Genomic DNA, 18480 nt, shown 5'->3' with positions numbered 1-18480 from the left:
AATATTGCCGGAGTTGGAAATGAAAGTTGTTGAAGTAAAACACCCGCTAGTTAAGCACAAGATTGGCCTGATGCGTGAAGGCGAAATCAGCACGAAGCGTTTTCGTGAACTAGCAACAGAGGTGGGTAGCCTTCTAACATATGAAGCGACAGCAGATTTCGAAACTGAGCGTGTAGAGATCAACGGCTGGAATGGTCCAGTAGAAGTTGACCAAATTAAAGGTAAGAAAGTAACAGTTGTGCCAATCCTACGTGCTGGTCTTGGTATGATGGATGGTGTACTCGAGCATATCCCAAGCGCACGTATCAGTGTAGTTGGTATCTACCGTGATGAAGAAACACTTGAGCCTGTGCCATACTTCAACAAGCTAGCGTCTAACATCGAGGAGCGTATTGCTCTTGTTGTTGACCCAATGCTAGCAACGGGTGGCTCAATGATCGCAACTATCGATCTTATGAAAGAGAAGGGTTGTAAGCACTTTAAGATTCTTGTTCTTGTTGCTGCGCCAGAAGGTATTGCAGCTCTTGAGAAAGCACACCCAGATGTAGAGCTTTACACTGCGGCAATCGATGAGAAGCTAAACGACAAGGGCTACATTGTTCCTGGTCTAGGTGATGCTGGCGATAAGATCTTCGGTACTAAGTAATTCGATTGGTTGTAGCGATATTTGCTATGACCAATAATGAAAAAAGGGAGCGTATCATCAGATACGCTCCCTTTTTGTTTGTTCTCGATTTATTCGATTACTTGATTTGCGCAGTGTCTACAGAGTGGTTCTCACCTAGCTCTTCCGGCAATACAAGGTTTAGTAGGATTGCTACGATACCACACAAACTCACGCCTTGAAGGCTGAAATCGCCAATACCAAAAGCCATGCCGCCGATACCAAATACCAGTGTTACACCAACGATCACTAGGTTACGTGATTTGTGTAGGTCAACTTGGTTTTTGATGAGCGTATTTAGGCCAACTGTTGCAATAGAACCAAACAGTAGAATCATAATACCGCCCATAACTGGAACTGGGATAGTTTGCAGCAAGGCACCTAGCTTACCAACTAATGCAAGCACGATAGCGGTGACCGCAGCCCAAGTCATGATTACTGGGTTGAAGGCTTTTGTTAGCATCACTGCACCCGTTACTTCACTGTAAGTTGTGTTCGGCGGAGCGCCCAGCATTGAAGCAGCAATCGTTGCCACGCCGTCACCGGTGATGGTGCGGTGTAGACCTGGTTTTTTAAGGTAATCTTTACCTGTTACGTTCGAAATAGCCAGCATGTCGCCAACGTGCTCAACAGCAGGTGCGATAGCAACGAACACCATGAAGAAGATCGCATTGATGTTGAACTCTGGTGCCACAAAGTTAGGCATAGCCAACCAAGAGGCTTGAGCTACCGGAGTAAAGTCGACCGCGCCGTAGACTAGGCTTGTGATGTAACCAGCTACGATACCACCAAAGATTGGCAGCAGTTTTAAAAAGCCTTTAGCGAATACGCTAATAATGATGGTAACAATCAATGAAATCGCTGAGATCCAAAGAGCCGCATCGGCATCCACCAGCTGTACTGCGCCGTCTCCAGTTTTACCTAGTGCCATGTTAACGGCTACCGGTGCTAAACCAAGACCGATAACCATGATCACTGGGCCAACTACCACTGGTGGTAATAGCTTATGGATAAAACCAACACCGCGAACTTTAATTAGGCCACCCATCAGCACATAGACCACACCTGCTGCCATTAGGCCACCCATTGTGGCACCTATGCCCCAAGTTTGTACGCCAAACATGATCGGTGCGATAAACGCGAAAGAAGAGGCTAAGAAAATTGGAACCGAACGGCGAGTGATGACTTGGAAGAGGAGGGTACCAATACCAGCACCGAACAGTGCAACATTGGGATCTAAACCGGTAAGTAGGGGGACTAATACCAGTGCACCAAAGGCGACAAAGAGCATTTGCGCACCTTGCAAAGCATTTTTCATGATAGGTCCTTGAGCTAATCGTGAAGTAAAAAATAAAATTCGCGGGATTTTATCACCTCGCAATCGATTGCTATATAGGTTATGTCAAATTTATCGCTCATTTGCCGAAAATATGTGCATTATCACTTAAGTCTTCACTAATTTTCCTTAATTGCTATATATCACCCCGATAATTCTCGGTTATTCAATCGAGTATCTGCCATCGTCCTTGCCCAGTTACCCATAGTTGCTTATCATCAGGGCACAAGATTTTAAGACTAGGATCGATATGCGTTATTTAGCATTGTTGATGGGACTTTTGGCTGCGCCGAGTTATGCACTGACTCAGGTGGATATTTTCAGTGCCGAAGTGGCTATCAATTCAGAACAGAAAGAGCCAGAGAGAGCGGCTAGAAATGAAGGCATGCAACAGGTGTTGGTCCGTGCAACTGGCCAAACAGACGTTGCTGCTAATGAGACGGTAAAAAAGGCGATGCGTCAAAGCGCTCAATACCTGTCACAAATGAGTTTTGGCGAAGCAAGCGAGCAAACTACGCTGCGTATGCGCTTTAATGGCGCCCAGATTCGCAACCTATTGACTCAAGCTCAATTACCTTACTGGCCTGAAACACGTTCCAATGTATTAGTGTGGCTAGTCGAAGAACAAAACTACGACAAGAATATCGTTTGGGAACACTCGAATTCTGAGCTAGCGGCAGGCATTCAACAAAATGCGAAACTGCGTGGCCTACCAATTACGCTACCTGTAGGTGATTTCGACGACATCACAGGTATTGCAACGTCTGATCTGTGGGGTGGCTTTGTTTCACCTATCAGTCAAGCAAGTCAACGTTATCCTGTGGATGCGGTGCTGGTTGTGCGTGCTCAGCCGTCAGGTCTACGTTGGACACTTTACGATCAGCAGCCTAATCAGATAACCAGTTCACCAAAATCACCGGTAACGGGGTCTGTTTCAGGCAGTGGTGCTTCTGCGTCTCAGTCATTGATTAACGAGATCAGTAACTACTACGCTAATAAAAGTGCGGTCACAGTCGCGAGCGAGTCTTCGGAGTCAATTCTTGCGCAATTCATTAGCTTGAATAATGCACAAGACTTCTTCCAGCTAGAGAATGCATTAAAAGCACTTAACTCTGTAGCAAGCTTAGATATCCTGAAGATTCAGAATCATGAAGTGACGTTTAGAATTCACCTGTTATCTACTCAAGATGAATTTGAGACAGAAGTGGAGCGCCTACGTTCAGTGGCGAAAGTTGAAGCAGCTTATATAGAGCCAGAGCAGATGCCTGAATTTGAAGCGCAAGACAACACCTTGTCGGTGGGTGGCGTGGAACCACAATCGGAAGCTGAGAATGCGCCACAAGTGGTCACTCCAAGTAACTTATCTGCGGAAGTCAAAGCGTCGGACGCAGAGTCAGAGACGAATGCTACTGACGAAGACGAAGCAGCCGTAGAAGTCGCAGGCAGTGAAGTTGTTGAGACTACCAGTGCTCCAAAACCGCTAAAGCCAAGCCTGGTTTATGAGTGGATTCGATAATCGAGCTTCAAAATGAAGAAAGCCCTGCAATGCAGGGCTTATTTATGGCTGTTGTAATCGATAACGGCACTAACGAAGAGAGCACCTACCAATTACTGTTCAAACTTGGCTTTCTCTTTCTTTTCGACTTCAGATAGGCGTTTAAGCTTAATGCCCAGTTCTCTCGCTCGGAAACGAGCAAATAGAATGTTCCCAGCGAAACCTAAGGTCGTGAGCAGAAGCTCAACTGCCGCGAGCATGCGCTCACCTCCATCGACATATAAAATCGTTAATGCATGTAGAAAATAGAGCATCAAGATGAAGTTAGCCCACGCATGGGTGTAAGGCTTAGCCGCCAAAATACCCGGTAGCGGCAATAACAGTGGTACCGCCCATGCAATCGCTAGCGTGACATTGTCTAAATGAGGGTGCGGGGAAAGGGTCATCTGCCATGCAACTACCCAGCCCAGAAGCAATAAGTTACCCACCAAAGCAAAGTAACGAAATAGCTTAGTCTTGGGAGACATCGCTTTTTCAGACATATACATAATCAAGATATTCCTTTCTGGTTTATTGCCGTTCTCGCCAAACGCTTTCCAAGATTTTGTGCCAGTTCAATCTCTTCTTTGCTCAACGTGCTGTTTTCACCGGCGCTGCTTGCTCCATAGGGTGTGCCACCCGTTTGAGTAGTGTGCAGAGCAGGTTCAGAGTAGGGAATTCCCATAACGAGCATGCCATGATGCAGTAACGGTAGCATCATCGTTTGCAGAGTGGTCTCTTGACCACCATGCAAAGAGGAAGAAGAGGTAAAGACGCAGGCTGGTTTATCGATGAGATCACCGTTAACCCATAGCGGGGTCGTGCTATCCCAGAAGTGCTTCATCGCCCCTGCCATATTACCAAACCACACAGGACTGCCTAGCGCTAAGCCATCACATCCTTTTAGGTCTTCAAGGCTAGCGCACGGGTCACCAGTTGTAACATCATTACGTGGAGAGGCATCGCTGGTGTGGATCTCTTGCACTGTTCGTAACACGGCTTCACAACCAGAGACTGATTCAACGCCACGCGCGATCTGTCGAGCTAATGCGAGTGTGTTGCCGTGACGACTGTAATATAAGACCAGTATTGAAACGCTCATAAAGCCTTATAGGATCTCTAGTACTTGCTCTGGTGGACGACCGATTTTTGCGCGGTTATTGGCAACAACAACAGGGCGTTCAAATAGTTTTGGGTTATCCGCCATCGCTGCGAACAGTTGCTCATCGGTTACAGAATTATCGCCTAGGTTCGCTTCTTTGTAATCCGCTTCTTTTGTTCTCATCATCTCGCGAACGGTTTCAAAACCTAGTTGGGAAAATAGAACCTTTAGTTGCTCAACAGACAAAGGCGTCTCTAGGTATTTGATGATTTCTGGTTGAACACCATTTTCTTCAAGAATCGCTAGAGTTTGACGGCTCTTTGAGCAACGAGGGTTATGATAAATTACGACAGACATGGTTCTTCCTCGGTATTATTTTTAGTTTATTTCTGTGAGGGCGACACATTGGTCACCCTCACAGGTTGAGTCTTGCTTAAGGTGATTACTATTGTAGTGCCAAGAAGCGTTCACGTTGAATCATTAATTGGTCAATACGTGCGTCGTAACGCGCTTGTTTAAGGCTGCCTAACTCGGCGATTTGACTGGCTTGAGTGTAGTACTGGATTGCTTTATTCCAGTTCGCTTGCAGAGCCAAAATCTCAGCTCGTGCAGCTAGGTCTTCATCACTGTTGCCTAAGTCGATGTTAGCCTTCGACAATAGGTGCCAACCGTTGGTGTCATTTGGGTTGTCGTGAGTATAACGCTGTAGCACTCGGATCGCTTCTTGCTGCTCCTGGTTCTCAAGTAGCGCATTAGCGTAATTGATTGTCAGCACTGAGTTATTTGGTTGACGTACTAATGCCGCCTTCAGCTCTTTGATCGCTTTTTGCGGTTTTTTCTGTTCGATGTGCAGATCCGAGATCGCATCGAGATAGAAAAGGTTGGTCGGGTCATTGGTGATTAGCTTGTTTAGAATCGGCTCGGCTTTATCAAGCTTCTTCGTATCTAGGTATACCAACGCCTGTCCGTACTCTAGAGATGGGACCATAGATTTCGGAGCCTTTTTCAACTTACGCTCAAACCAATCTAATGCCGCATCGCCATCAATACCTGCATAGCGAGCAACAATGCGCGCTCTGGCCAAATGGTAGTCAAGTGATGGTGCGAGTTTGAGAGGCGGGTAACTGCGAGCACGTGCGCGCGAGTCGGTAATACGGTCCTCTGGTAATGGGTGAGTCAGCAACATTGGTGGTGGTGTACTTGCATAACGGTACTCGTCAGCAAGACGGCCAAAGAAGCGTGGCATTGCATTCACATCAAATCCAGCTTTAGCCATGGTACTGATACCAAAGCGATCGGCTTCTTTCTCGTTGCTACGCGTGTAGTTGATCTGGCTCTGCATGTTTCCAGCTGTTGTGGCTGTTAGAGCCGCGATACCTGCTTCTGGTGCAGCGATTGCCAACAACACCGATGCTGCGAGTGCAGCAATGGTTGCCGGCGATCGACGCGCTTGGTCTTCCATACTTCGTGCTAAGTGGCGCTGAGTCACGTGTGCGATCTCGTGAGCCAGTACCGAAGCCAGTTCACTCTCAGATTGAGCGTGCAGGAAAAGACCAGAGTGCAATGCGACATAGCCACCAAAGAAGGCGAATGCGTTGATGTTTCTGTCGCGAATCATGAAAAAGTTGAACGGCGTTTTTACGTCGTTGGCATTGGCGACGAGTCGGTGACCTAAGCTATCAATGTATTGATTAAGCACGGGATCATTAACCACAGGCTGACTGCTACGAATGATGCGCATGTAAGCATCACCATAGATCAACTCTTGGTCTATGGTCAGGGTGCCGCCGGCCGCCGTTCCGATATCGGGAAGGTCCAAACTATTTGCTTGAGCCAGTAATGGGGTGCCGAGTGTTGTAGCGATGCATAAGCAAGCTATTGAGCGAGCGCGTTTAAACATATTAGTCAGTAATACTCCGTTTCTTCTGACAGTAAGACAAGGACAACACGAAATGGTTCTTTATCTGTTCTCACCTTTGTTTAAGTACGTGCGTTAAACTAAAGGTTGCGGAATGAAAGATGGCACGTTTTCAAAAACAGATTACAATACGACCCTTATAATAAGCATCGAGCTAGATAATGAAACCTAATATTCTAGATTTACGCCAAGAGCGCTGCCCAATGGCGTTATTATTAGCCAAGCGTCACAGTGTTAAGTTAGAAAATGGTCAGTCCTTGTTGATACATATTGCTGATCAGAGCTCAATGACCGATATTGTAAGCTTTTTATCCAAGCATGCCTTTAGTGTAGAAGTTGAAGCTTGCTCTGGTCATCACCAAATCCAAGTTACAAAAAAGGAATTGCAATCAAATGCTTGAAATGATGAATCGTTGGTATAAACGACGTTTTTCTGATCCACATGCAGTCAGTTTGGTGGCCATCATTTTATTTGGTTTTATTACCATCTATTTTTTCGGTCATTTGATCGCACCACTGCTGGTGGCGATTGTGCTTGCCTACCTACTTGAGTGGCCAGTAACACAACTACAGCGTCTCGGTTTGCCAAGAACACCTTCAGTGATGTTGGTTATTTTGATGTTCTTCAGTGTGATGCTGATAGCCCTATTTGGTTTGGTTCCAACTATTTGGAATCAGGTTGGCAACCTACTTAACGATATCCCGAACATGTACCTCGGGCTGCAAAAGTTCATCGCGACGATTCCTGAACGTTACCCAGAACTGGCTAACCTACAGATCGTAGAGTCAGTGATGTCGAACGCGAAAAACAAAGTGTTAGGCATGGGTGAGAGCGTTGTGAAAGGCTCTCTGGCGTCACTGGTGAGTATTGCAACGCTTGCGGTATACCTAATCTTGGTACCACTGCTTATTTTCTTCTTGCTGAAAGACAAAGAAGAGATGATCAGAATGGCGAGCGGACTACTGCCTCAGAACCGTCGTTTGGCAACTAAAGTATGGGTTGAGATGAATCAACAAATCTCAAACTACATTCGCGGCAAGGTACTTGAGATCTTAATTGTCGGCGGTGTGAGCTATGTGACCTTCGCTATCTTAGACTTGCGTTATTCAGCACTGTTAGCTGTCGCGGTTGGTCTATCGGTGTTAATTCCATACATCGGTGCAGCGGCGGTGACCGTGCCGGTTGCTATCGTTGGTTTGTTCCAGTGGGGACTGGCGCCACCGTTCTACTGGCTGCTATTGGCGTACGGTATCATCCAAGCGCTTGATGGTAATGTTTTAGTTCCAGTGTTGTTCTCAGAGGCAGTAAACTTGCATCCGGTGGCTATCATTGTCGCGGTATTGGTGTTTGGTGGTCTATGGGGCTTCTGGGGCGTCTTCTTCGCGATTCCTCTCGCAACGTTGGTGAAGGCTGTGTGGAACGCTCTACCAAGCCATGCTTTAGAAGATGAGATAGAACAAGCGTAGCTTGCTTGATTCAAAATACGAACAAAAAGAAAGGCCGAATATTAAAGATATGCGGCCTTTCAATTTTATTGGACTGAAACAGTTTCAGAAGCTGGTTTAGTCTTGCTTGAAGTAATCTAGAACCACTTCATGGTGCGTTTTGGTCTTGAACTTGTTGAATACGTGTTCAATAACACCTTCTTCGTTGATTAAGAAGCTGATGCGGTGCAGGCCATCGTAAACCTTACCCATGAATTTCTTCTCGCCCCAAACACCAAATTGTTCAGCTACGGCGTGGTCTTCGTCAGAAAGCAGTGAGAAGTTAAGTGATTTCTTGGTAATGAAGTTCGGTAGACGTTTAACTGGGTCGATGCTTACACCAAGAACCACAACGTTTAGTGCATCTAGCTCAGCCTTGATGTCGCGCAGACCTTCTGCTTGCACAATACAACCCGGCGTCATCGCTTTTGGGTAGAAGTAGAAAAGGACTTTCTTGCCTTTGAAGTCACCAAGAGAAACGATGTTGCCATCTTGATCTGGAAGAGAGAATGCAGGTGCTGGAGTGCCAGCTGTCAGCGTATTCATGACATTTCCTTTTTAAAGACTGTTTTTGATAAAGTTGAGCGAGCCTTGGACTGATAGGCTCTGACACAGCGCGTTAAATTCTTCTTGTAGCTGCATCAGGTTACATTCTGATTGGACAGAAGCGGTAATTGAAATATGGAATTGATCGTTGTCGAGTTGTACTTTCGACTTGTTGATGGTCTGCGCGCTGAGCGAGTCCAAACCAATCTCTCTATCGGCGAAGAACTGAGTGAATTTTTCGGTAAGACCAAGTCTATCGTCAGATTCGATAAACACTTCGAGCGTATAGGAGTTCTCGATATGATCATGCGGGGACGTTCGCTTCATGATAGTAATCAGGTCATGCTCCTGACCAAGCAAGGGTAGTGTCGTCTCCACACGCGTAATATTGTTGGCTTTGCCTGATAACAGCATGATGAGAGTAAACTCTTCACCAAACATCGCGATGCGGCTGTCGATAATATTACAGCCTGATTGGGTGACTAACTGAACCACTTGGTTACAAATACCCGGGCGATCTGTGCCCACTGCAGTGATTACTAGATGTTGAGTCATAAAATCACGTCTCTTTATATTCCATTGATGAGAGCATGTTAGCACAGATACAGGAACTAATGAGTGAAGGTCGGGGTGTTTTTATGAGTCACTTAGACTTAAGTGGGTACTCAATGAGCGGAGTATGACACTTCAGTTTGAGAACATAGTGAGAAAAGCCTACCACTAACCGAGCGCTGACAAGTTAGGTGTTAAATCGGTTACATTGGGTGTAAGCAAATCATTTCTAGCATTGAACCTGCTTATAAGTCGTTTGACCTCTAACATACGACAATATTTCATACAGTTGTGGCCGCGAAGCGACTTTAATCGCTTGTGTTTATTAATCGGCTTACAGTAACATGCAAAAAGAACAAATTAAGGGAGATAGACATGTTTTCAGGAAGTATCGTTGCGCTGGTTACACCATTTAATTCTGACGGTGAAGTGGATTTCGAAAGCCTTAAAAAACTGGTCGAGCACCACATTGCTGCAGGTAGTGATGGTCTAGTAGCAGTAGGCACTACGGGTGAATCTTCTACATTGACTATCGAAGAGCATGTCAAAGTCGTTACTAAGATGGTTGAGTTTGCTGATGGCCGTATTCCTGTGATTGCAGGTACGGGTGCAAATGCAACTCATGAGTCAGTACTGTTCAGCCGTCTGCTCAATGGTTCTGGTATTGCAGGTTGTCTAAGTGTGACACCTTACTACAACAAACCAACACAAGAAGGTTTGTACCAGCACTACAAAGCGATTGCAGAAGTGAGCGACGTTCCTCAAATCTTGTACAACGTACCGGGCCGTACGGCAGTAGACCTATTGCCAGAGACTGTGGCCCGTCTTTCAAAGATTGAAAACATCGTTGCACTTAAAGATGCGACGGGTGATCTAGACAGAATTGCAATTCATCGTGAACTTTGTGGCGAAGATTTTATCTTACTAAGTGGTGACGACCTCACAGGCCTAGAATTCGTAAAACGTGGCGGTGATGGTGTTATCTCAGTAACGAATAACGTTGCAGCAGCTGACATGGCTACTATGTTTAAGCTGGCGAAAGAGGGCAAATTTGAAGAGGCAGAGATTATTAACGAGCGTTTAATGCCACTTCACAAACATTTGTTCATTGAATCTAATCCAATTCCAGTAAAATGGGCGGTTCATAAAATGGGTTTGATCGCTGAGGGCAGTCTTCGACTTCCGCTGACAGAACTGTCAGAACCAGCTCAACCTATCGTTGCGCAAGCAATGACAGAAGCGTGTATTTACTAAATGTTTGAAACAGTGCCGAAGCTTGTCTTCGGCATTTAGGAGTATAAATGAAGTATTCTCACCAGCTAGTGATCGGCTCACTGGCTGTTTTCGTTCTTACAGCATGCTCTGGCAGCCCGACTCAACGTCGTCAAGCCAAGGATGACTTCGAATACTTAGAAACCCCAGCGTTGACTCAATGGCAACTGCCTGAAGACGCTACCCCTCAATTCTACCCAAACTACGATATCCCTAAGGGAGAGTTTGCTGGTGGTATTGGCCGCGATGTTGATATTCGCCCACCACAACAGGTGTTGGAGCTTATCCCAGGTGCGCGTGCTGAGCGTCAAAACGGTGAAGTCACTCTTTGGTTACTGCGTGCTGAAGAAGCTGACCGTGTGTGGCAAACCGCCGTGGACATGCTAACAGAGCGTAACATCGGTATTCGTGAGCAGTCTGATAAAGAGATTGAGACCGATTGGGTTACTTGGGTCTCTGAAGACGAAGAAGTTGAGATCGGCAGTCGTTACACTATCTCTCGCTTTGAGGCGAATAACCGTCACGGCTTTAAGATTAACTTGATTGATTGGCGTGAGGGTTCTGAAGAGAAGCCTGTTTCAGCGACCAATAAAGAGCGTTACAACGCCTTCATGACCAACTTGGTGATGGCGAAGTATGACGAGAACTTGCGTGCCGAAGCAGCATTGAAAGCACAAGAGCTGGTTAAGAAGATCCCAATTTCTATGGGCTCAGACCGTAGTGGATTCCCGGTGATAATCGCACGTACGCCTTATAATGTACTGTGGCAGCGTCTGCCTAAGCTTCTGCCTCAGATGGGCTTTGAGCTAGAGGAACGTAACCAGTCACAAGGTACCGTGAAAGCGAAATATGCGTCTCCAGATGACGAGTTTTGGGATGAGATTGGTCTTAAGCCGATCGACCTAAGCCCGGGTACATACACCTTCCTATTTGGTGATTTGGGTAACCGTACGTCTATCAACGTGACTGATGCTTCAGGCAAACCAGTGGAAGAAGAGCTATTGAAGTCTCTGGTTCCTATCTTGGCGCATGTAGCAGATCAAACTAAAGATACCAAAGAGAAGTAACTTAGCTGATACGTTACTGTCTCAATGACATCAATTAAAAAAGAGGACGCTATGTCCTCTTTTTTGTGTCTGTTAGCTTGAGAATGACGGCTCGGTATCGTCTATTCGTTACTTGTCGTCGAGGTTTTCTCGATTGAGTTTGTCTAAACGGTTGAGCTTGTCGAGATCACTCTCTTTTTTCAATTTATCAGCCTTGCCGACGTTCATGTTTGCCGTGTACTTGAGTGCTGCAATGTTACCAACGACAACACTAACCACGATAAAAATGATGACCCAAGGGTTGGTTAGCCATTCAAGCATATAAGCTCCTAGTTACTGATATTCGTTATGAAACGATCATAGATGGATTCAAGGTGCTCCATAACGACCTCATACCCTAATATTGGCTCAGACTGAAGTTGATTGCCAAGTAGGGGACACGATAACTGTGATAGACAAAGCTGCGCAGTGCGTTTATGACTAATGTGCCACGGCTCCACAGCCACGCCTCCTAAGTCCTTGCGATATGGGAAGAAAAAACCAAACTCATCAGCGTTAGCTTCTATCCATTGATAAAAGCTGTGTTGGTGGCCTTCGAAGTATTCCCAAGGCTCTAACTGCAGTTGGGTGTCAGCGGGAAGATAATTGCGAGCAAAGACGTCAAAATCAGTCCCCCAGTGGTGACGACTGGCACCGGGTAGGGCAGACCAGCGCAAGATAGCCCACAGTTTTTCAGTATCCGTTAACTGAGCGGCATCTAACGGTTGACTATCGCTGTCTAAAATAGCGGTTTCTCCTGCGTATTTTCGATTCCAGATCAACGACTGACGCTGATAGCTTCGAAAACCACTGGCGATCTCCATTTTGTAACCTGCTTGCTCGGCGGCAGCAATTAAGCGGCGAAGATCTTGGGCGACCTCATGATGTACAAGAAAGGTTTTACTTCCAATTAATGTCTCTGCTAAATGAGACTCTACTTGTCCGGTTAACTCTTTAGGTGTCATGAGGTTGCCCAACTTTATTGTTGTCTTTCTGGTTTTTAAAGACTATGAGTTTGCTAGTAGATTCACCAGTGTACATTGGTACATATCAGTCAGCTTCTCTAGATCAGCGACTTTCACACACTCGTTCACTTTGTGAATTGTTGCATTCACCGGGCCTAGTTCCACAACCTGTCCACCCATGCGTGCAATGAAGCGGCCGTCAGAAGTACCACCAGTGGTTAACAGCGCTGGTTTTACGTCGTTTACGTTGTCAACGGCATCAACGATGGCATCCAGAAGAGCACCAGTATCAGTCAGGAACGGGTCGCCATTGAATGTCCACTTCAGGTCGTATTCAAAGTCGTACTTGTCTAGAGTGCTCGTGATGCGCTCTACAATGATGTCGTTGCTCAGTTCAGTACTAAAACGAAGGTTAAACTGAACATTGAATTCACCAGGAATAACGTTTGATGCACCTGTGCCTGCACTCACGTTTGGAATTTGGAAGCTAGTTGGTGGGAAGTAATCATTACCTTTATCCCACTCGGTTGTTGCAAGTTCATGAATCGCAAGCAGAGAGCTGTGTACAGGGTTATTCGCTAGGTGCGGGTAGGCAACATGGCCTTGTGTACCTTTGACTGTAAGATCGCCTGTGATTGAGCCACGGCGGCCATTTTTCACTACATCACCGACGAATTCTGTACTTGAAGGTTCACCCACGATACACATGTCGATATTCTCGCCACGAGCCATCAGTGTTTCAACAACGCGTACAGTACCGTTAATGAATGGTCCTTCTTCATCCGAAGTGATCAAAAAGCCGATAGAACCTTTGTGATCAGGGTTTTCCGCGATGAACTGTTCAACGGCAACAATCATCGAAGCCAGTGAACCTTTCATGTCCGCTGCGCCACGGCCGTGAAGGTAACCATCAACAATCGTTGGTTCGAATGGTGGCGTATCCCAAAGCTCTGCAGGACCAGAAGGAACGACATCTGTATGACCTGCGAAAGCGAACAGCGGTGCTTCTGTGCCACGGCGAGCCCAAAAGTTGGTGGTGTCTTCGAATACCATCACCTCGATTTCAAAGCCGAGAGCTTTGAGGCGATTGATCATTACTTCTTGGCAGCCAGCGTCTTCTGGTGTTACTGATTGACGGCTAATGAGATCTTTTGCCAGAGCCAAAGTTGGGCTGTCTGTCATCCTTGAGTTCCTTGTTCTACTTGTCTTTTGTTTTTTTAAAAAACGTGGCGTTTGGTCACCACGTTTCTAAAGTTGTGTTCAGTGCTAGTGCAAATGAGGATTAAGCAAAAATAGCGGAATATTGATCAGCTTTGAAGCCAATATGCAGCTTATCTTCAACTTTTAGAATTGGTCGCTTAATCATTGCAGGTTGTTCAACCAAAAGAGCGATGGCATTTTCTTCATTTAGACCATCTTTTTGTTCTTGAGTGAGCTGGCGATAAGTCGTGCCACGCTTGTTAAGCACTTGTTCCCAACCTAGCTCCTCACAGAAGCCGCGGACTAGCGCTTCATCGACACCTTGTTTGCGGTAATCGTGAAATTCGAAGCTGATCTCTTCAGCTTGTAGCCACTTCTTAGCTTTTTTGATTGTGTCGCAGTTCGGGATACCAAACATTGTGATAGTCATTATTCTTCCTTTTGGTGATCTTCTTTCATTGTTATGTGTGGAATCCTATCAGGAACTCGGAATTCAGACAAAACAGAGTGAGGAATATTTCAAAGAACGAAAAAAAACAGTAAGAAAATGTCACGAATGGAGACTTATTGATCAACCTCAACATGTCGGATGAGAAAAAAGAAATAATTAACTGGCACATATATAGGAGGTGTCAATGGAGTTGAGTCCTGTTTTTGCAAGGCGGCTATATTTAGCGTTACTCGTCGAAAGCCTTGAAAGGCCGAATGTGCCTAAACTCATCGAAAAAACGGGTTGGCCTCGTCGTACTATTCAAGATGTACTCAAGGCGTTACCGGGGATCGGTATCGAACTTATGTTTATTCAAGATGGGCGACGTCATAATGATGGTTACTATCAGTTATCTGATTGGGGACCATTCGACAGTCAATGGGTTCTGGAACGTAAGAGTGATATAGCGTCCAGTCTTGGATTTAGTGCATAAGCCAGCGAAAGCTGGCTTTTTCTTTTCTATCAACTCGTTTTCAATCTAATGTTATCGAAAGCGTGAAAACACTATGGGCAGTCATAAGCAGCGCCAAGCATGGTCACCGATGTCGCGAAGTCTTGCGGTAGCGTAAAAATGACGGTGTCTGCATCTAGCGCGATAGCATTAGATTTAAGCTCGTTCATCGCTCCTTGAACCAAGGTATCATTCGGGAAGAATAGATAGCTATACCAATGCCCCTCGCTCCCGGTTATCTCCCCTTTGTATTGGCAACCACTGATGTCAATAATGCCATGGTAGTCCATCTTTACTAGGTGAGCGTTCTCATGCGGCACTTTAGTCGGGGTTGTGCACCCTACTAATAGGCCGAGGGTCAATAACCCCAATGTTAGTCGTTTCATTTCATCATCTCACGATTGAGTAATGTAGGCAGCGAAGCCAAGCCAACTCACAATTAATAGTACCCACGGTAGCATACTTTGTTTTTGTACCGGTTCTGCGGCGGGCTCGGTGGCGACCTCTTTGGCTTGAGCAAGGTTTTGCTGCTTCTCTTTTTGTTGCTTCTTTTTAGCCTTATCGGCCTGACGGTTTCGCTCTTTTTGCTGTTTCTTGTACTGCGCGATGCCTTTCTCGATGCCTTGAGCAATGAGTTTAGTCTGCTCTTTGGTTTGCCCTGGCTTTTGAGTTGCTTTGGCAATTTTGAACGCTTCTTGTTGGGATTCAACAGAAGGTGTCTGTGTCTTCTTTTTCATGCTGAGATAATCGTTAATACCAATATGTAGATAAGATAACGTAAACCTAGAGAAGTATGAATGATTTGCGTTAAAGTGTCTGTTTTCTAATAAGCTGAAGTGAGAGCTGTGCGGTATTCTTTAGAACAATATGATAAACACGGCTTTCTTAAAGCTCCGATTTTACTGTGGCTGGGTTGGTTGTTTTTGGCCAAGGCCTTGGTCGTGTTTGTTGTGGCTGGTGCTAGTCGAGAGTCAGGAGCTAAAATACTAGAGATAGTTTACCCCGACCATCAAATGTTTTATGTGGGAATTGCTCTCAGTGTGCCGAGCGTTCTATTGATGTGGCTGTTTGGCCTGAGATCGCCGGAACGTCCGTACATTAATACGATTGTCTCTTGGGGGCGATGGGTCACCCTTTTCGCTGTTTTAAGTCAGTTTGCACATACCGTTTATCTTGTCTATCTCGATCACGGTGTGTTTCATTGGTTACATGGTGTCACACTGACGCTGTTATTGTGGTTTTTAATCTATCTCATCAAGAGCAATACTGTACGAGATTGTTTTATCACCGTTGAAGCTGAAGACTGACAATAATCAAAAATAATTAATACAATCATATTTATACTAGAAGCTAAAAATGAAAGGATCGAACTATGCTTAACTCTTCAAATGAGCAGCCTCAAGCGCAAGGTGCTATTTTACCTGAAGCTGGGCCTTTCGCTCTGTATGTGCAGCTAAAAGTCGTAAACAATGCACCACAAGTATTAGAACAACTAAAGCAGCTACCTTCTTTAGTTGCAGAACTGAACGAGACACAACCAGAGTCTAACCTGACTCTTTCATTGGCTTTCTCTAAAACATTCTGGGACAAATTTGAACAAGCGGCTCCGGCTGACTTAATCGCGTTCCCGGCACTTGGTGAGGGTGACATAACGGCACCAAGCACAGACTCTGATGTGCTGCTTCACTGCCACTCTAACCGCCACGATTTGCACTTCTATGTGATTCGTAAGTTGCTAGAGCAAGTGTCTGAAGATGTAGAAGTCGTTGATGAGACTTACGGCTACCGCTATCTAGATTCCCGTGATATGACGGATTTTGTCGATGGCACTGAGAACCCGAAAGATGCTCAGCGTGCTGAAGTGGCACTTATCCCTGAAGGTGAATTTGCGGGTGGCAGTTACGTTATGGTTCAGCGTTTTATCCATAACCTACCTGCTTGGAATCGCCTAAATGTTAAAGCGCAAGAGAAAGTAGTCGGCCGTACTAAGCCTGATTCTATTGAGCTAGAAGATGTGCCTGCAGCATCGCACGTTGGCCGTGTTGATATCAAAGAAGAAGGCAAAGGTCTGAAAATTGTTCGTCATAGCCTGCCTTACGGTAGCGCGACAGGCGATCACGGCTTGCTATTCATCGCTTACTGTAATGTTCGCCATAACTTTGATGCAATGCTTGAAAGCATGTATGGCGTAACAGATGGTAAGACTGACCAATTGCTTTGCTTTACCCGTGCAGTGACTGGCGCTTACTACTTCGCACCGTCACAGCAGATGTTGGCTGAACTGTCGATTAAGTAGCGATAGCCGTAGCGACAATTAAATAAACACAAAAAGGGGCGTTATGCCTCTTTTTTTGATTAAAGAGTTGGCAAAGTTGGTCGATATAGAAGCAACGATTGACTTTATTACCTCCCAACGGATAAGCGAACATCTATGGCTATTACGGTAAATACCAATGTTTCAGCACTGGTGGCACAGAGAAATCTCTCTAATGCCAGCAACATGCTGAATCAATCTTTGGAGCGACTGGCTTCAGGTAACCGTATTAATAGCGCTAAGGATGATGCTGCCGGTCTACAAATCTCAAATCGACTTGAAGCGCAAATGAGCGGTATTGACGTTGCGGTTAGAAACGCTAACGACGGTATCTCTATTATGCAGACCGCAGAGGGTGCGATGAATGAGACCACCAATATCATGCAACGCATGCGTGACCTTTCTTTGCAGTCAGCGAATGGTTCGAACAGTAAATCTGAGCGAATTGCTATCCAGGAAGAGATTACTGCTCTTAATGACGAGCTGAACCGAATTGCCGAAACGACTTCATTTGGTGGCAAGAAGCTATTGAATGGCAGTTTTGGGAATACCGCTTTCCAAATAGGTGGTAGTTCTGGTGAGGCGGTACAAGTAGGCCTAAAAAGTATGCGAACGGATGGTATCGACATGGGCGGCTTTAGCTATGTTGCTAATGGTATGGCTGATAAGAGTTGGGCGGTGAGTTCAGGTAATACTGAGTTCAATATGTCGTTTACCGATCGTTTTGGGCAATCTCAATCCATCTCGATCAATGCTAAGGCGGGTGATGATATTGAGCAGCTTGCGACTTATATTAACGGCCAAACAGACCAAGTATCTGCATCGGTTAATGAAGATGGGCAGCTACAAATCTACATGGCGGGCGATCAAACGTCAGGAACAATCTCCTTTTCAGGTTCTCTAGCGGATGAGTTATCCATGTCATCAGGTCGCTACGAATCGGTCAATGATATTGATGTAACTAGCGCTGGTGGAGCGCAACGAGCGGTATCTATTCTTGATACAGCAATGAAGTACGTAGATAGCCATCGCTCAGAGCTGGGTGCGATGCAAAATCGATTTGATCACGCGATTAATAACCTGCAAAACGTACATGAGAATTTGGCGACCTCAAACAGTCGCATTAAAGATACCGATTACGCCAAAGAGACCACCCAGATGCTCAAGCAGCAAATCTTGCAGCAGGTGAGCACAACTATTCTTGCTCAAGCCAAACAGGCGCCTAATTTGGCGTTAACTCTGCTGGGGTAAATTGCCACGTCTCTCGGCAACACTTCTGACAACTTTAGTGTTTTTTCTCCTTTTTTCTTATATTTACCCCACCAATCACGTTTTTTCATTCAACCGAATTTATTTCTGAATTTTCTCATTTTTTCTCTAAAGGTTTCAGATTTAGCGCCGTTATTAAAAGTAACTTTGAGAGAACTACTTGGTTTTCCGAGACGTCGGAAACCGCAACACCGGAAAATCAATTGGAGAAATCACCATGGCAGTGAATGTAAATACCAACGTTTCAGCGATGACTGCGCAACGTTACCTAAACAACGCAAACAGCGCTCAACAGAC

Annotated in this window: 23 protein-coding genes and 1 pseudogene; 11 read left to right on the top strand and 13 right to left on the bottom strand. The window is 45.6% G+C overall.

Features of this window, described 5'->3' with window-relative positions:
• Positions 1-19 precede the first annotated feature (19 nt).
• Complete coding sequence (gene upp / locus KI743_RS09245) at positions 20-646, top strand: uracil phosphoribosyltransferase (protein ID WP_255230131.1); 627 nt, start codon at positions 20-22, stop codon at positions 644-646.
• A gap of 97 nt (positions 647-743) precedes the next feature.
• On the opposite strand, the gene KI743_RS09240 is transcribed toward upp, so the two are convergent.
• Positions 744-1982 carry a uracil-xanthine permease family protein gene (locus KI743_RS09240; RefSeq protein ID WP_150869106.1) on the bottom strand — a complete coding sequence of 413 codons (1239 nt, stop codon included), beginning with the start codon at positions 1980-1982 and terminating at the stop codon, positions 744-746.
• A 268-nt stretch (positions 1983-2250) separates the two neighbouring features.
• On the opposite strand from KI743_RS09240, the gene KI743_RS09235 reads away from it, so the two are divergent.
• Positions 2251-3516, top strand: a complete 1266-nt coding sequence (locus KI743_RS09235; RefSeq protein ID WP_285466104.1) for a DUF2066 domain-containing protein — start codon at positions 2251-2253, stop codon at positions 3514-3516.
• Between the two features lie 92 nt (positions 3517-3608).
• On the opposite strand, the gene KI743_RS09230 is transcribed toward KI743_RS09235, so the two are convergent.
• The 4 genes from KI743_RS09230 to KI743_RS09215 all read right to left on the bottom strand — a co-directional run bounded on the left by KI743_RS09230 (position 3609) and on the right by KI743_RS09215 (position 6536).
• Positions 3609-4046, bottom strand: a complete 438-nt coding sequence (locus tag KI743_RS09230) for a DUF2069 domain-containing protein (RefSeq protein ID WP_285466226.1) — start codon at positions 4044-4046, stop codon at positions 3609-3611.
• The gene (gene wrbA, locus KI743_RS09225) at positions 4046-4636 is read right to left on the bottom strand and encodes an NAD(P)H:quinone oxidoreductase (protein ID WP_285466103.1); all 591 of its coding nucleotides are present in this window, start codon (positions 4634-4636) and stop codon (positions 4046-4048) included. Before wrbA ends, KI743_RS09230 begins: the two co-directional genes overlap by 1 nt.
• Positions 4637-4642: 6 nt before the next feature.
• On the bottom strand, positions 4643-4993 hold the full coding sequence (gene arsC / locus KI743_RS09220; protein ID WP_285466102.1) for an arsenate reductase (glutaredoxin): 351 nt from the start codon (positions 4991-4993) through the stop codon (positions 4643-4645).
• 88 nt (positions 4994-5081) lie between these two features.
• Positions 5082-6536 (bottom strand): M48 family metallopeptidase, encoded by a 1455-nt coding sequence (locus tag KI743_RS09215; RefSeq protein ID WP_032551734.1) that lies wholly within the window; start codon positions 6534-6536, stop codon positions 5082-5084.
• 179 nt (positions 6537-6715) lie between these two features.
• Between KI743_RS09215 and KI743_RS09210 the strand changes: the two genes are divergently transcribed.
• A complete protein-coding gene (locus KI743_RS09210; protein ID WP_032551735.1) occupies positions 6716-6955 on the top strand; it encodes a sulfurtransferase TusA family protein in 240 nt (79 codons plus the stop codon).
• Positions 6948-8021, top strand: coding sequence for an AI-2E family transporter (locus tag KI743_RS09205; RefSeq protein ID WP_032551737.1), 1074 nt, complete (start codon positions 6948-6950; stop codon positions 8019-8021). Before KI743_RS09210 ends, KI743_RS09205 begins: the two co-directional genes overlap by 8 nt.
• Before the next feature lie 96 nt (positions 8022-8117).
• On the opposite strand, the gene bcp is transcribed toward KI743_RS09205, so the two are convergent.
• Both bcp and KI743_RS09195 read right to left on the bottom strand, forming a co-directional pair.
• Positions 8118-8585 (bottom strand): thioredoxin-dependent thiol peroxidase, encoded by a 468-nt coding sequence (bcp, locus tag KI743_RS09200; protein ID WP_150869101.1) that lies wholly within the window; start codon positions 8583-8585, stop codon positions 8118-8120.
• Between the two features lie 12 nt (positions 8586-8597).
• A complete protein-coding gene (locus tag KI743_RS09195; RefSeq protein ID WP_032551739.1) occupies positions 8598-9140 on the bottom strand; it encodes a glycine cleavage system protein R in 543 nt (180 codons plus the stop codon).
• Between the two features lie 372 nt (positions 9141-9512).
• Here KI743_RS09195 and dapA point away from each other — a divergent pair, with 372 nt between their 5' ends.
• Together dapA and bamC are read left to right on the top strand one after the other, a co-directional pair.
• Positions 9513-10391, top strand: coding sequence for a 4-hydroxy-tetrahydrodipicolinate synthase (gene dapA / locus KI743_RS09190; RefSeq protein WP_152469140.1), 879 nt, complete (start codon positions 9513-9515; stop codon positions 10389-10391).
• Between the two features lie 47 nt (positions 10392-10438).
• Complete coding sequence (gene bamC, locus KI743_RS09185; protein ID WP_150869100.1) at positions 10439-11476, top strand: outer membrane protein assembly factor BamC; 1038 nt, start codon at positions 10439-10441, stop codon at positions 11474-11476.
• 108 nt (positions 11477-11584) lie between these two features.
• Here the strand turns inward: bamC and KI743_RS09180 are convergent, their stop codons facing one another.
• The 4 genes from KI743_RS09180 to KI743_RS09165 form a co-directional block, all read right to left on the bottom strand.
• Positions 11585-11776, bottom strand: coding sequence for a DUF2897 family protein (locus KI743_RS09180; protein ID WP_150869099.1), 192 nt, complete (start codon positions 11774-11776; stop codon positions 11585-11587).
• A gap of 8 nt (positions 11777-11784) precedes the next feature.
• On the bottom strand, positions 11785-12459 hold the full coding sequence (locus tag KI743_RS09175) for a M15 family metallopeptidase (RefSeq protein ID WP_285466099.1): 675 nt from the start codon (positions 12457-12459) through the stop codon (positions 11785-11787).
• 42 nt (positions 12460-12501) lie between these two features.
• Positions 12502-13641 carry a succinyl-diaminopimelate desuccinylase gene (gene dapE, locus KI743_RS09170; protein WP_285466098.1) on the bottom strand — a complete coding sequence of 380 codons (1140 nt, stop codon included), beginning with the start codon at positions 13639-13641 and terminating at the stop codon, positions 12502-12504.
• A gap of 100 nt (positions 13642-13741) precedes the next feature.
• On the bottom strand, positions 13742-14089 hold the full coding sequence (locus tag KI743_RS09165) for an ArsC family reductase (protein WP_032551745.1): 348 nt from the start codon (positions 14087-14089) through the stop codon (positions 13742-13744).
• A gap of 205 nt (positions 14090-14294) precedes the next feature.
• Between KI743_RS09165 and KI743_RS09160 the strand changes: the two genes are divergently transcribed.
• Complete coding sequence (locus KI743_RS09160) at positions 14295-14582, top strand: helix-turn-helix domain-containing protein (RefSeq protein ID WP_032551746.1); 288 nt, start codon at positions 14295-14297, stop codon at positions 14580-14582.
• 71 nt (positions 14583-14653) lie between these two features.
• On the opposite strand, the gene KI743_RS09155 is transcribed toward KI743_RS09160, so the two are convergent.
• Positions 14654-14986: a DUF4156 domain-containing protein gene (locus KI743_RS09155; protein WP_285466095.1), complete on the bottom strand. Its 333-nt coding sequence runs from the start codon at positions 14984-14986 to the stop codon at positions 14654-14656.
• 9 nt (positions 14987-14995) lie between these two features.
• Positions 14996-15337 (bottom strand): DUF2956 domain-containing protein, encoded by a 342-nt coding sequence (locus KI743_RS09150; RefSeq protein WP_285466093.1) that lies wholly within the window; start codon positions 15335-15337, stop codon positions 14996-14998.
• Between the two features lie 108 nt (positions 15338-15445).
• Between KI743_RS09150 and KI743_RS09145 the strand changes: the two genes are divergently transcribed.
• The 4 genes and pseudogenes from KI743_RS09145 to KI743_RS09130 form a co-directional block, all read left to right on the top strand.
• Complete coding sequence (locus tag KI743_RS09145; protein WP_150869093.1) at positions 15446-15907, top strand: DUF2919 domain-containing protein; 462 nt, start codon at positions 15446-15448, stop codon at positions 15905-15907.
• A gap of 65 nt (positions 15908-15972) precedes the next feature.
• Entirely contained in the window at positions 15973-16896 is a 924-nt protein-coding gene (locus KI743_RS09140) for a Dyp-type peroxidase (RefSeq protein ID WP_285466091.1), read from the top strand.
• Between the two features lie 135 nt (positions 16897-17031).
• On the top strand, positions 17032-18165 hold the full coding sequence (locus KI743_RS09135; RefSeq protein WP_285466089.1) for a flagellin: 1134 nt from the start codon (positions 17032-17034) through the stop codon (positions 18163-18165).
• 178 nt (positions 18166-18343) lie between these two features.
• Positions 18344-18480, top strand: a pseudogene (locus KI743_RS09130) (flagellin); the annotation flags it as partial.

Origin of the sequence: Vibrio sp. D420a (assembly GCF_030248625.1) — a bacterium.
Lineage (GTDB): Bacteria > Pseudomonadota > Gammaproteobacteria > Enterobacterales > Vibrionaceae > Vibrio > Vibrio fortis_A.
This window is presented reverse-complemented; position numbering and strand designations above follow the sequence as displayed.

Excerpts from the sequence above, each read along its gene's own strand:
- upp (WP_255230131.1), top strand. The coding sequence starts at position 20 with ATGAAAGTTGTTGAAGTAAAACACCCGCTAGTTAAGCACAAGATTGGC.
- KI743_RS09240 (WP_150869106.1), bottom strand. The coding sequence starts at position 1,982 with ATGAAAAATGCTTTGCAAGGTGCGCAAATGCTCTTTGTCGCCTTTGGT.
- KI743_RS09235 (WP_285466104.1), top strand. The coding sequence starts at position 2,251 with ATGCGTTATTTAGCATTGTTGATGGGACTTTTGGCTGCGCCGAGTTAT.
- wrbA (WP_285466103.1), bottom strand. The coding sequence starts at position 4,636 with ATGAGCGTTTCAATACTGGTCTTATATTACAGTCGTCACGGCAACACA.
- arsC (WP_285466102.1), bottom strand. The coding sequence starts at position 4,993 with ATGTCTGTCGTAATTTATCATAACCCTCGTTGCTCAAAGAGCCGTCAA.
- KI743_RS09215 (WP_032551734.1), bottom strand. The coding sequence starts at position 6,536 with ATGTTTAAACGCGCTCGCTCAATAGCTTGCTTATGCATCGCTACAACA.
- KI743_RS09210 (WP_032551735.1), top strand. The coding sequence starts at position 6,716 with ATGAAACCTAATATTCTAGATTTACGCCAAGAGCGCTGCCCAATGGCG.
- KI743_RS09205 (WP_032551737.1), top strand. The coding sequence starts at position 6,948 with ATGCTTGAAATGATGAATCGTTGGTATAAACGACGTTTTTCTGATCCA.
- bcp (WP_150869101.1), bottom strand. The coding sequence starts at position 8,585 with ATGAATACGCTGACAGCTGGCACTCCAGCACCTGCATTCTCTCTTCCA.
- KI743_RS09195 (WP_032551739.1), bottom strand. The coding sequence starts at position 9,140 with ATGACTCAACATCTAGTAATCACTGCAGTGGGCACAGATCGCCCGGGT.
- dapA (WP_152469140.1), top strand. The coding sequence starts at position 9,513 with ATGTTTTCAGGAAGTATCGTTGCGCTGGTTACACCATTTAATTCTGAC.
- bamC (WP_150869100.1), top strand. The coding sequence starts at position 10,439 with ATGAAGTATTCTCACCAGCTAGTGATCGGCTCACTGGCTGTTTTCGTT.
- KI743_RS09180 (WP_150869099.1), bottom strand. The coding sequence starts at position 11,776 with ATGCTTGAATGGCTAACCAACCCTTGGGTCATCATTTTTATCGTGGTT.
- KI743_RS09175 (WP_285466099.1), bottom strand. The coding sequence starts at position 12,459 with ATGACACCTAAAGAGTTAACCGGACAAGTAGAGTCTCATTTAGCAGAG.
- dapE (WP_285466098.1), bottom strand. The coding sequence starts at position 13,641 with ATGACAGACAGCCCAACTTTGGCTCTGGCAAAAGATCTCATTAGCCGT.
- KI743_RS09165 (WP_032551745.1), bottom strand. The coding sequence starts at position 14,089 with ATGACTATCACAATGTTTGGTATCCCGAACTGCGACACAATCAAAAAA.
- KI743_RS09160 (WP_032551746.1), top strand. The coding sequence starts at position 14,295 with ATGGAGTTGAGTCCTGTTTTTGCAAGGCGGCTATATTTAGCGTTACTC.
- KI743_RS09155 (WP_285466095.1), bottom strand. The coding sequence starts at position 14,986 with ATGAAACGACTAACATTGGGGTTATTGACCCTCGGCCTATTAGTAGGG.
- KI743_RS09150 (WP_285466093.1), bottom strand. The coding sequence starts at position 15,337 with ATGAAAAAGAAGACACAGACACCTTCTGTTGAATCCCAACAAGAAGCG.
- KI743_RS09140 (WP_285466091.1), top strand. The coding sequence starts at position 15,973 with ATGCTTAACTCTTCAAATGAGCAGCCTCAAGCGCAAGGTGCTATTTTA.
- KI743_RS09135 (WP_285466089.1), top strand. The coding sequence starts at position 17,032 with ATGGCTATTACGGTAAATACCAATGTTTCAGCACTGGTGGCACAGAGA.